This is a genomic window from Peribacillus alkalitolerans (genome assembly GCF_010882125.1).
Taxonomy (GTDB): Bacteria; Bacillota; Bacilli; order Bacillales; family DSM-1321; genus Bacillus_BN; species Bacillus_BN alkalitolerans.
The window spans coordinates 25,813-37,529 of the sequence record NZ_JAAGVZ010000015.1 but is presented as its reverse complement, the minus strand read 5'-3'; the positions used below and the strand labels follow the sequence as shown (position 1 = coordinate 37,529).

Sequence of the window (11,717 nt, the reverse complement as noted above, 5' to 3'; positions counted from 1 at the left end):
TTACTCCTGCTCTGGGTTACGAAGGTAGTAGCCTACCCCTCTTCTTGTCACAATCCAGCCTGGATGGCTTGGATTATCCTCTATTTTTTCACGTAATCTTCTTACTGTAACATCTACTGTTCGAACATCACCATAATAATCATAGCCCCACACCGTTTGCAATAAGTGCTCACGTGTCATTACCTGTCCTATATGTTTGGCTAAATAATGCAATAGTTCAAATTCACGATGAGTTAGCTCGATGGTTTCACCACGCTTAGACACTACATAAGCATCAGGATGTATCGTTAATGCTCCAACCGTGATTTCCCTTGTTTCCTCTTCTTCTTGGCTTGAATTCACGATTGCCTGTTGACGGCGTAAATTCGCTTTTACACGGGCAATTAATTCTCTCGTACTAAAAGGCTTTGTTACATAATCGTCCGCACCTAACTCAAGCCCTAGAACTTTATCAATTTCGGAATCCTTTGCTGTCAGCATAATGATTGGGATTTCATATTTTTTGCGTACTTCACGGCACACTTCCATACCATCCCTTTGTGGCAACATGATATCCAATAAGATTAAATCTGGTTTAAGTTCTTCAACCATTTCAAGTGCTTCATTACCATCATAGGCACAATGAACATCAAAACCTTCTTTTTTCAAATTGAATTGCAGGATGTCTGCAATCGGTTTTTCATCATCTACTACAAGGATTTTTTTATCCATACATTCGACTCCTTTAAATTCAGTTTACTCTCATACAAAAAGACCATTCATATAAAATCGTATATCATAAAGATGTTTCTTTTATAAAAAAATTTATATGTACCCATTATTACTTTAACATGAATTCATCTTTTTGGGTAAAGGTCTTCGCTCATTATCCATTATGGTCTATTTTAAAAAGTCCCCGGAGTTATATCCGAGGACTTCATAGTTATCTATTCAAATAGGAAAGTGGGTCAACAAGCTTGCCATTTTTTATGACTTCGAAGTGAAGATGTAAACCTGTGGAATGACCTGTAGACCCCATCACTCCGATTTTCGATCCACTCTCTACTACATCACCTACATTTACGTCTATACTAGCCAGATGAGCATAATGAGTAACCATACCGTTATTATGGCTAATTTCAATTTTATTTCCGTACCCGCCATCTTTTCCAGCAAAGGTAACGACACCATTATCTGCTGCTTTAATCGTTCGGTCACTTGGACGAGCAATATCGATTCCTTTATGCATTTTACCCCAACGATGTCCCATTTTACTGGAAATGTATCCTCCCACAGCTGGCCATGATAACTTTCCGCTGCCACGAGAAGGAATCACTTTAGTCCCTCTAACCATAATTTGAGGAACTGCATCTTCAACAATCTTTTCAGATATTACATTCTGAGCAGAAGGTTTTCCATTTATTTCTCTGATAGATAGATAAACTGACTTCCGACCATTTTTCCCTTCCTGCTTCGTCTTCGTTTCTCCCTTTGGTAGTTTAGGATCTTCTACGACTTGTTTTTCAAAAGGAATAGGTTGCTCACGGAATACTTCCTTATCCACGACTACTTCTACCAAAGGCTTAGTAACCGTTACATTGAGACTCATCCCAATTTTAATCAAGGAATCTTCCGTTAACCCTGGATTTAAAGCAAGCAATGTTTTCATATCCAAGTTATGGGCACTAGCTATGCTGCCTAGCACATCACCGTCTTTGACTGGATATTTTTTCTCTTCAAGAGTGCCTTTATTAATCAAAGTCAGAGCCTTTTGAACATCAAGAATATTATCTGGATCTACATAGGTTTCTTTGATATCAGTCAGTTTAGTAAATCTAACATCTGATACTCGAGAGCCAGGTGCAGTTAATGGAGAAACTGTCACTGCCTGTTTCTTTCGTTCTTCTGCGACTGCCAACTCTTGCCCTGACACGTACTGTAATTGTAGAGTTTTTAATGCTTGATTAGCAGAAATTCTATCTTCTACATAAGCAATTGGTTGACCATCTACTGTAATGGCAAAGGCCTTTGCATCTACAGTCATTTCTTTATCCAAAACATCTAATACTTTTTTGCTTTGATGATTGCGCTCAAAAACTTTTTCTTCTATGAAAGCAATATCTTGATCAGCACCGAATTCCAATTGAGGATATTTCTTTTCTGCTGCTTCTATTTTATTTTGTAAGAGCTTTTTATAAGCATCAGTATCTGATAATCTCCCTACATATTTATCTTGTAAATATACATGATAAATAGTGGATATTTCTTTATTTTCTTTTGCGAATCCATGATGGAAAGTCAAAGAAGACAACGCGAACGTCAAAGCCGCAGCCTTAAAGAAGACTTTATTGGCACTCTTCCCCACCTTTATATCTTTTATAAACACCATTACTTCCCCCTATACTATACTTCACCCTCTCAATGGAAGGTTTATCTCTATGTATTTAGGTCGTAGAGTTACTGCCTATGATAGCCTCTACTAATTTAACATAGAAAAATTAATATTTGAGGAACGTAGTCAATTTGTAATATAACTGTATAAAAGATGACATCTATATTACAGGTAAAAAGACTCATAATGTGAAAAAAATACCAACGGATAACACTATGACAAGAAGTTTGATGTAATTTTTGTAAAATAAAAAACACTGATGAAATCAGTGTTTTGAAGGATGGCTCGGGACGGAATCGAACCGCCGACACAAGGATTTTCAGTCCTTTGCTCTACCGACTGAGCTACCGAGCCATATTAAGATATTTCGCCGCTACCTTTATTTTGTTATCCTTTGTCCCCAACTCAGGAAGCTACCGAGATAAATTTATGTAAAAGTAAATGGCGGTCCCGACGGGAATCGAACCCGCGATCTCCTGCGTGACAGGCAGGCATGTTAACCGCTACACCACGGAACCAAGATTTATGCATTAGGATAAATAACGAGCAAGGAAGCCGTCCTTGCCAGCCACTTGCTCATTATTTATATGTGCCAATGACCCGTACGGGATTCGAACCCGTGTTACCGCCGTGAAAGGGCGGTGTCTTAACCGCTTGACCAACGGGCCGTAAATAAGAAAACTGGTGAGCCATGGAGGATTCGAACCTCCGACCCTCTGATTAAAAGTCAGATGCTCTACCGACTGAGCTAATGGCTCAAGTAAAGTTACTATACGAATCATTGTATTCGTATAACTAGCTTTTATAATAAGTTACCAGCGACGTTTTTAATAGTATCATAGATACTAACCCTAAAGCAATAGTATTTTTCAAAAAATTATTATTGCCTAGACAATATCTTTCCTCAAATTCTCCATCTCATATTTTCAGTCAAAAAAAAAGAGGATGTATCCTAAACGGAAACATCCTCTTCCTTTTTACATTTGTCTCCAAGGATTGTTCACTACATTCGTTTGTGAACGATCTGGTCCTACAGAGAAAATTGATAATGGAATGCCTGTCAGTTGAGAAATGCGTTCTAAATAATGGCGAGCATTTTCAGGAAGTTCATTTAAAGATTTACATCCAGTAATATCTTCTGTCCAACCTGGAAGCTCTTCATAAACTGGCTCACACTGAGAAAGGGTCTTTAAGCTCGCTGGGAACTCCTCAATAACCTCTCCATTATGACGATAAGCCACGCAAATTTTTAATGTCTCAATACCTGTAAGGACATCAATGGAATTAAGTGATAGGTCTGTGATACCACTTACTCGGCGAGCATGTCGAACTACGACTGAGTCAAACCATCCCACACGTCGTGGGCGACCTGTTGTTGTTCCATATTCGCGTCCAACTTCACGGATTTGGTGACCGATCTCATTGTCCAATTCAGTCGGGAATGGACCATCACCTACACGAGTTGTGTAAGCTTTTGAAACTCCAACTACATGATTAATCTTTGTTGGTCCTACACCCGAACCAATTGTAACTCCTCCAGCCACAGGATTGGAAGATGTAACGAATGGGTATGTTCCTTGATCGATATCAAGCATTACGCCTTGAGCGCCTTCAAAAAGGACACGACGTCCTTCATCTAGAGCATCATTCAACACTACTGACGTATCACATACATATTTCTTGATTTGCTGTCCGTAGTCGTAATATTCATCTAAGATATCTTCTAATTGGAAACCTTCTGTCTCATAGAATTTTTCCAACAAGCGATTTTTTTCGTTTAAGTTATGTGTAAGTTTTTCTTCAAACACTTCACGATCCAGAAGGTCTGCCATGCGGATTCCCATACGGGCTGCTTTATCCATATAAGCTGGGCCAATCCCCTTCTTCGTCGTTCCAATTTTATTTGCTCCTTTGCGCTCTTCCTCTACTTCATCTAATTTTAAATGATATGGAAGAATGACATGGGCACGATTACTAATGCGTAAATTGTCTGTAGTAATTCCTCGTTCATGAAGATACGCTAATTCCTTAAGTAACGCTTTTGGATCGACAACCATTCCGTTCCCGATTACACAAATTTTATCACTGTAGAAAATACCAGATGGAATCAAATGAAGCTTGTATGTTTCACCATTAAACTTGATTGTGTGACCCGCATTGTTACCACCTTGATAACGGGCAATTGCCTCAGCATGCTCAGACAAAAAGTCTGTGATTTTACCTTTACCTTCATCTCCCCATTGTGTTCCCACAACAACTACTGATGACATATCCTTGCACCTCCAAAGGTTCACGATCGGCGATTTTTAAAATCTGCCTCTTTTCAAACATACTCATTTTAACAACAAAAACGAATGGAAGTCAACCTGAATCCGAACAATTAGTAGAATAATATTATTTTTTGTTCGTTATTATCCTTTTTTTAAGAGATAAGTAGAATAATATTGCCATTTTTAGCGATTTTCTGTGTATATAAAAAAGCACCTCTTCAATACGAAGAAGCGCTTCTTTTAAGCTCCTGGTGGAATTGCGTCATCATCAAAACGACGTTCCAGGTTTACGAATTTATTGTACTCTTTTACAAAAGCAAGTGAAACAGTTCCTACCGGGCCATTACGTTGCTTAGCTATTATTATTTCTATAATATTCTTATTCTCTGATTCTTTATCGTAATAGTCATCACGATATAAGAAGGCTACAATATCCGCATCCTGCTCGATACTTCCTGATTCACGGATATCTGACATCATCGGTCTCTTATCTTGACGTTGTTCTACCCCACGAGATAGCTGTGATAAGGCAATAACAGGTACTTTTAGTTCACGGGCAAGTTCCTTAAGGGAACGTGAAATCTCTGATACTTCCTGTTGTCTATTCTCTCCAGAACGGCCGCTTCCTTGAATCAATTGCAAGTAATCGATCAGTACCATTCCTAATCCCTGCTCTTGTTTAAGTCGACGGCACTTAGCACGGATATCACTGATTCGAATCCCTGGTGTATCGTCAATAAAAATCCCGGCATTCGAGAGACTTCCCATTGCCATCGTCAGCTTTCGCCAATCTTCATCGGTTAATGAGCCTGTCCTCAATCCTTGTGCATTAATATTCCCCTCTGCACAAAGCATACGCATTACTAGCTGCTCAGCACCCATCTCCAGACTGAATATCGCAACATTTTCGTCTGTTTTCGTGGCGACGTTTTGAGCGATATTCAAGGCGAAGGCCGTTTTACCTACCGAAGGACGGGCAGCCACAATAATCAAGTCATTGCGTTGAAATCCTGCCGTCATTCTATCCAACTCAGAAAACCCAGTTGGTATTCCGGTAATATCTCCTTTACGGTTCGCTAACTCCTCGATATTATCATACGTTTTGACAAGGACATCTTTAATATTTTGGAAAGCACCCGCATTCTTTCGTTGGGCTACTTCCATAATGTTTTTTTCCGCTTCACTTAAAAGGCTTTCTACTTCGTCTTCACGACTGTAGCCGTCCTGGGCAATATTCGTTGCTGTACGAATCAATCGACGAAGAAGGGACTTTTCTTCCACAATACGAGCGTAATATTCAATATTTGCAGCGGTTGGCACTGAGTTTGCCAATTCACTCAAATATATGACTCCCCCAACTTCCTCAAGGTTTTTGGAGGCCGCTAGTTCTTCCGTAACCGTAACTAAATCGACAGCCTTGCCATTATCATTCAACGTCAGCATGACATTAAAAATCTTTTGGTGAGATGTACGATAAAAATCTTCAGGTATCAAAACCTCAGAAGCAAGAGTTAAAGAAGAAGGCTCAAGGAATACGGCTCCCAGTACAGCCTGCTCGGCTTCTATATTTTGCGGTGGTATACGATCGCGAAATATTTCATTCATGTGTGTACCTCCCATCTTTGATAATAGAAAGAAAAATATATATAAAGTGCTTTAAATTTATTAGCTTAAATCTGTTTTATGAAGCATTAGAAAACTCGCCATTTGGCGAGCTTAAGATAATGACAAGACTTCTTTTTATTTTGTTCCCTGTCAATTTGCGCTTTTATAAAGAATAAAAAAAAATGTGATGAGCCCAAACTAAGAATAGATGGGCTCCATCACATTTTACAGGTTTTACTTTCAAGGGTAAAGAGCTATTTTCTGGTTAAAATAATATGATACAAGTGTTCGTTATTTAATTTCCTTCACAGCAACTGTCAAAGTTGCTTGGACTTCTGAATGAAGCTTCACAGGAATTTTTGTATGTCCTAGGGAACGAATGCCTTCATTCAGTTCCATTTTACGTTTGTCGATTTTAATGCCATGTTTTGCTTGTAGTTCTTCAGCAACTTGTTTAGTCGTGATCGATCCGAATAGGCGTCCACCATCGCCAGCTTTTGCTTGAATTTCAACTGTGATTTTCTCTAACTTGTCTTTTAGTTCCTTTGCGTTTTCAAGCTCTTCAGCTGCCAATTGTTTTTCCTTATTCTTTTGGCCTTCTAACTTGCTCATGTTAGCATTGGAAGCCTCTACTGCTAACCCTTGCTTAATAAGAAAGTTTTGAGCATATCCATCCGCTACATTTTTAATTTCGCCTTTTTTCCCTTTACCTTTTACGTCTTTTAAGAATATTACTTTCATTCCTTTTGACTCCCTTCCAAATACTGATTTATAGCTAGTTTTAGCCTCTGTTCGGCTTCTTCAATTGAGATACCATAAAGCTGGGTGGCTGCATTGGTTAAATGCCCTCCACCTTCCAAGTCCTCCATGATGATCTGGACGTTCACATCTCCAAGTGATCTGGCACTGATTCCTACCATATTTTCCTCTCTGTAGGAAATAACAAAGGATGCAATGACTCCATCCATGGTAAGAAGGGTATCCGCTGCTTGAGCAATTAAAATTTGTTCATTGATTTGTTCTTTATTGCCTCTCGCAATTGCGATTCCTTCTTTATAGAATTCAACAGTTTCAATTAACTTCGATCGTTTAATATACGTATCAACGTCTTCCTTTAAAAACTTTTGTACCAAAACGGTGTCAGCGCCACGAGCACGTAAATAAGATGCAGCGTCGAAGGTACGAGACCCAGTGCGAAGAGTAAAGCTTTTAGTATCCACTATAATTCCAGCTAGCAAGGCTGTGGCTTCTAGCATATCAATTTTACCTCGTTTTGGCTGATATTCCAAAAGCTCCGTCACGAGTTCAGCTGTAGAGGAAGCATACGGTTCCATATAGACGAGTAGCGCGTGATTGATGAATTCTTCCCCTCTACGGTGATGGTCAATCACCACGACCTTCTCAGTGGCTCGTAAAATTCTCTCCTCAATTAGCATGGATGGTTTATGTGTATCTACTACAACTAACAGCGTATCATCTGTAATCATTTCTAAAGCATTTTCTGGACTTATGAAGCGAGAATACAGTTCAGGCTTATTTTTAATTTCCCCGATTAATCGTTGGACACCTGTATCGATTTCCTGAGTGTTTAATACAATATAAGCTTCTCGCTCGTTCATCTGTGCAACTTTTTGGATCCCGATAGCTGCCCCAATAGCATCCATGTCAGGGAATTTATGACCCATTACGATTACTTTATCACTATCAACAATGATATCCTTCAAAGCATGGGAAATGACACGTGCACGTACCCTTGTTCGTTTTTCCACAGGATTCGTTTTTCCACCATAGAATTTTACTTTTCCATTGGTCAATTTGATGGCAACCTGGTCTCCACCTCGTCCTAGTGCCAAATCTAGACTGGACTGAGCCAAAAGCCCAAGCTCTGGGAGGGATGAAACACCAGAACCTACACCTATACTTAATGTTAAGGGAACATTTTGTTTTGTGGTCGTTTCCCTAATTTCATCTAGTATTGTAAACTTCCCTTTTTCAAGAAGTTGAAGGATGTGTTCATTGAAAATTCCAATAAATCGATCAGAAGATGTTCTTTTCAAGAATACTCCATTGTCTTTCGCCCATTTATCCAATAAGGATGTCACTAAGCTGTTTATACTACTTCTACGTTGGTCATCCATCCCTTGTGTCAGTTCGTCGTAATTATCCAGGAAAATAATTGATATCACAGTACGCTCGTCTTCATATAATTTCTCGATTTCCACCTGTTCCGTTACGTCGAAGAAGTACAATAAACGCTCTTCCCGTTTATGGATGACTTTGAATTTACGATCATAGAGAGTGATGGTCTCGATTTCGACTTCCTGTTTCACAAATGGAATAAGAGTTTCTGCGACATCATATAGTGATCGTCCGGCTAGTGTATCCTCGTTAAAGCAGGACGCCATGAATGGGTTGGTCCATTCAATATAATTTTCATCATTAATTAGCATGATCCCAATTGGCATTTCCAATAAGGCTTCTTCGCCAACTTTTTTCAATCGATAAGAAAGCGTGGAGATATACTCCTCTGTTTCCTTCCGGTTTTCTGATTCCAGTCTAAAAAGCATATAAAACAATCCGGCTATCAGAACAAAACCGATAATTCCGATGATCCACTGGTAATAGGTTAAAATCATTAAAAGGACCAGAACTACTCCTATTAGGCCATAAATAGGATATCGAAATGATTGGTTTTTCAGATATGATGGCATACTTTCAGCTCCTAAAAGCACTTCTATGAAGAAAAGCTCCTATTTGGTTACTTCTTTTGAATCTTTTCTCTTAAATTAAAGCCTAAATCAATTATACCTAAAAATCGTACGAAAAAAAGAAGGATAGGCATGATTAATGATAGGAAGGTGATGCTAATTGGTAACGCTTTCGCCCACTTCTTTTCATGGCAAAAATAAAATATAAATGAATATCCTTGTAGCAACATGAAAAATTGAAGCATGAATAGTAAATTCATCAATACCGTATACGAAAATTGTTCTGGAGCAGGATTAATGAAATAAGTAGCACCCATAACAATTAAATAATACCATAAAAGACTTTTAGGGAGACGAATTTCTCGGAACGCTAATAAAGCTATCCGCTTTCCACTAAACCGCTTGACTAAAGGATTACTTGCGTAGAAAAACAGCATTACCATTATCATAGAAGACACTACAATTAAACTCGGTAAAAGAGTTTGAGCAAGTTTCATGGCAGCATCGAATCGCTCCAATATAACCTTGTTCACAGGTTGCCCAAGATTTTTCATTATTTCTTGAGATTGTAAAATAGCATCTCTTGTCATGTCCATTGAGATTTTTACAATATTAAAATCAAAGAATATCGCTGCTGCTCCATAAAATAAAATAACCGTTACTAAGAAAACAAGTACTGCTGCAATATATGTATCAAGCGCTTGTTTATTCCTGTTAATAAACGATCCAACGGTTATACCCATCAATCCTATCATTATGGCTGTTGGAGCCGCTACCAAAGTCCCGAATAATGTTGCTAGCAATGCGGATATAAAAACAAAGCCAACCGACCAAGAAACCGTATTCTTTGCTGCAAACAAAATAAATGGAACTGGCATAAAGAATATCAAAATAATTCCTAGAATAGGGATTTGGATAGACAAAAAAATCATTAAACTGAATATGGCCAGTAATACCCCACCTTCAGCTATTCGCCTTCCTTGCGTCATAGCTCCCACTCCTTTCATTAGAAAACTTGGTATTCGCCAAGCCTCAGCGTTGGCGAATGTCTAGTTGCACTTATACTTTATTCCTAAAATTGGCCACTACGTCGACTTACTTCTTTGCTGCCAATTTATTTTTTCTGAAAGTGAAATAAAATTCAGCTCTTATATTATATCATGGAGATTAATTACTACCTATTTTGATGGATAAGCTTTATTTCCATACAAAAAGGCTCAACAAGGATTACCCTTATTGAGCCTTTATCAATTTAATTATTCACCAGATACGTATGGAAGTAAAGCCATAGTACGAGCGCGTTTGATAGCAACTGTTAATTTACGTTGGTATTTTGCGCTAGTTCCAGTTACACGACGAGGTAAAATTTTACCACGCTCAGATACGAACTTCTTAAGAAGATCTACATCTTTATAATCGATTTTAGTGATGCCGTTAGAAGTAAAGAAACATACTTTACGTCTTTTAGCACGGCCACCTCTGCGTCCACCCATTGCCATTGGTTATTCCCTCCTTCAGTTTTTAATAAAAATCAGGTTTAGAACGGTAGATCATCATCGGAAATATCGATCGTTTGACCGTTATTTGCAAATGGATCATCGTCTACACGAGTGTAATTGTTGCGTTGACCCTGATTACGGTTTTCGCCATAAGAATAATCTTCTCTTTGCTGTCCACCGAAAGAACCGCTCTCATTTCTGTTACTTCCTGATGCACCTGAATTTTTCGGTTCAAGGAATTGAACACTTTCAGCTGTGACTTCCGTAACATACACTCGCTTACCATCTTGTCCTTCATAATTACGCGTTTGAAGGCGACCATCAACACCAGCTAAGCTTCCTTTTTTCAAGAAGTTCGCTACGTTTTCTGCCGGCTTACGCCACACCACACAGTTAATAAAGTCCGCTTCACGCTCACCCTGCTGATTCGAGAAAGCTCGATTCACAGCAAGAGTAAAAGTTGCCACTGGCACTCCACTTGGTGTGTATCGTAATTCAGGATCTTTTGTTAAGCGCCCTACTAAGATGACGCGATTCATCATCAGAATCAACTCCCAATCTCATGTGATGTTTCACATGAAACAAATATATTTAAATGGAATTATTCTTCTTCTTTAATTACGATATGGCGGATAATGTCTTCGCTGATTTTAGCAAGACGATCAAATTCTTGAACCGCTGCAGCTTCTGCGTTAACTTTAACGATCATGTAGTAGCCATCGCGTAAATCATTGATTTCGTAAGCAAGACGACGCTTACCCCAATCTTTTGATTCCGCTAATTCCGCACCATTTTCAGTAAGGATTGTGTTGAAACGCTCAACTAAAGCTTTTTTAGCTTCTTCCTCAATGTTTGGACGGATGATGTACATAATTTCGTATTTTCTCATCACTGTCACCTCCTTTTGGTCTAACGGCCCGTAAAGGGCAAGGAGCAATTAAGTTAATTACTCACAAGTTGAAAGTATAGCATAGAGCACAAGAGATTGCAATATAACAAGTGAAATCTCGTTTGATTGTTGTTTTTAGACAAATAAAGTTTGTCCGTTTATTGCCAGCTAGAGGTACTTACTTTCCGCGGGGAAGGATAGGAGTCTCTCGGCGATTCCGCCTGTGGGGTCTCCCACTTCCCTCTTTTTCCGCTGGGGTAGAGTGCCCTCCGCTACAATCAACTCAGTTCGTTAAAGTCAAATTAAACTAATAAAGCAACAAACTTTACGAAAACGGCCTAAAACAAAAACAAAACCCTATCAGAAGATAAGGTT

General features: G+C 38.8%; 10 protein-coding genes and 4 tRNA genes. All 14 read right to left on the bottom strand.

Annotated features, from left to right (window positions below):
* Positions 1-711 carry a response regulator YycF gene (gene yycF / locus G3O09_RS16475; RefSeq protein WP_163102561.1) on the bottom strand — a complete coding sequence of 237 codons (711 nt, stop codon included), beginning with the start codon at positions 709-711 and terminating at the stop codon, positions 1-3.
* Positions 712-922: 211 nt separating this feature from the next.
* Positions 923-2,368 (bottom strand): LysM peptidoglycan-binding domain-containing M23 family metallopeptidase, encoded by a 1,446-nt coding sequence (locus G3O09_RS16470; protein ID WP_163102560.1) that lies wholly within the window; start codon positions 2,366-2,368, stop codon positions 923-925.
* Positions 2,369-2,652: 284 nt separating this feature from the next.
* A tRNA-Phe gene (locus tag G3O09_RS16465) sits at positions 2,653-2,725 on the bottom strand.
* Positions 2,726-2,813: 88 nt separating this feature from the next.
* A tRNA-Asp gene (locus tag G3O09_RS16460) sits at positions 2,814-2,889 on the bottom strand.
* Between the two features lie 78 nt (positions 2,890-2,967).
* Positions 2,968-3,039: transfer RNA gene (locus G3O09_RS16455), tRNA-Glu, on the bottom strand.
* Between the two features lie 14 nt (positions 3,040-3,053).
* Positions 3,054-3,129 (bottom strand) — tRNA-Lys (locus G3O09_RS16450).
* A gap of 219 nt (positions 3,130-3,348) precedes the next feature.
* Positions 3,349-4,641 (bottom strand): adenylosuccinate synthase, encoded by a 1,293-nt coding sequence (locus G3O09_RS16445; RefSeq protein WP_163102559.1) that lies wholly within the window; start codon positions 4,639-4,641, stop codon positions 3,349-3,351.
* Positions 4,642-4,881: 240 nt separating this feature from the next.
* Positions 4,882-6,246, bottom strand: coding sequence for a replicative DNA helicase (dnaB, locus tag G3O09_RS16440; RefSeq protein WP_163102558.1), 1,365 nt, complete (start codon positions 6,244-6,246; stop codon positions 4,882-4,884).
* A gap of 291 nt (positions 6,247-6,537) precedes the next feature.
* Entirely contained in the window at positions 6,538-6,987 is a 450-nt protein-coding gene (gene rplI, locus G3O09_RS16435; protein WP_163102557.1) for a 50S ribosomal protein L9, read from the bottom strand.
* Positions 6,984-8,957, bottom strand: coding sequence for a DHH family phosphoesterase (locus G3O09_RS16430; protein ID WP_163102556.1), 1,974 nt, complete (start codon positions 8,955-8,957; stop codon positions 6,984-6,986). Before G3O09_RS16430 ends, rplI begins: the two co-directional genes overlap by 4 nt.
* A 47-nt stretch (positions 8,958-9,004) precedes the next feature.
* Complete coding sequence (locus G3O09_RS16425; RefSeq protein ID WP_163102555.1) at positions 9,005-9,943, bottom strand: YybS family protein; 939 nt, start codon at positions 9,941-9,943, stop codon at positions 9,005-9,007.
* 267 nt (positions 9,944-10,210) lie between these two features.
* Positions 10,211-10,447 (bottom strand): 30S ribosomal protein S18, encoded by a 237-nt coding sequence (gene rpsR, locus G3O09_RS16420; RefSeq protein ID WP_205439673.1) that lies wholly within the window; start codon positions 10,445-10,447, stop codon positions 10,211-10,213.
* A gap of 44 nt (positions 10,448-10,491) precedes the next feature.
* Positions 10,492-10,995: a single-stranded DNA-binding protein gene (ssb, locus tag G3O09_RS16415; protein ID WP_163102554.1), complete on the bottom strand. Its 504-nt coding sequence runs from the start codon at positions 10,993-10,995 to the stop codon at positions 10,492-10,494.
* Positions 10,996-11,054: 59 nt separating this feature from the next.
* Positions 11,055-11,342, bottom strand: a complete 288-nt coding sequence (gene rpsF, locus G3O09_RS16410) for a 30S ribosomal protein S6 (RefSeq protein WP_163102553.1) — start codon at positions 11,340-11,342, stop codon at positions 11,055-11,057.
* Positions 11,343-11,717: the final 375 nt, after the last annotated feature.

Excerpts from the sequence above, each read along its gene's own strand:
- yycF (WP_163102561.1), bottom strand. The coding sequence starts at position 711 with ATGGATAAAAAAATCCTTGTAGTAGATGATGAAAAACCGATTGCAGAC.
- rpsR (WP_205439673.1), bottom strand. The coding sequence starts at position 10,447 with ATGGGTGGACGCAGAGGTGGCCGTGCTAAAAGACGTAAAGTATGTTTC.
- G3O09_RS16470 (WP_163102560.1), bottom strand. The coding sequence starts at position 2,368 with ATGGTGTTTATAAAAGATATAAAGGTGGGGAAGAGTGCCAATAAAGTC.
- dnaB (WP_163102558.1), bottom strand. The coding sequence starts at position 6,246 with ATGAATGAAATATTTCGCGATCGTATACCACCGCAAAATATAGAAGCC.
- rpsF (WP_163102553.1), bottom strand. The coding sequence starts at position 11,342 with ATGAGAAAATACGAAATTATGTACATCATCCGTCCAAACATTGAGGAA.
- rplI (WP_163102557.1), bottom strand. The coding sequence starts at position 6,987 with ATGAAAGTAATATTCTTAAAAGACGTAAAAGGTAAAGGGAAAAAAGGC.
- G3O09_RS16445 (WP_163102559.1), bottom strand. The coding sequence starts at position 4,641 with ATGTCATCAGTAGTTGTTGTGGGAACACAATGGGGAGATGAAGGTAAA.
- G3O09_RS16425 (WP_163102555.1), bottom strand. The coding sequence starts at position 9,943 with ATGACGCAAGGAAGGCGAATAGCTGAAGGTGGGGTATTACTGGCCATA.
- G3O09_RS16430 (WP_163102556.1), bottom strand. The coding sequence starts at position 8,957 with ATGCCATCATATCTGAAAAACCAATCATTTCGATATCCTATTTATGGC.
- ssb (WP_163102554.1), bottom strand. The coding sequence starts at position 10,995 with ATGATGAATCGCGTCATCTTAGTAGGGCGCTTAACAAAAGATCCTGAA.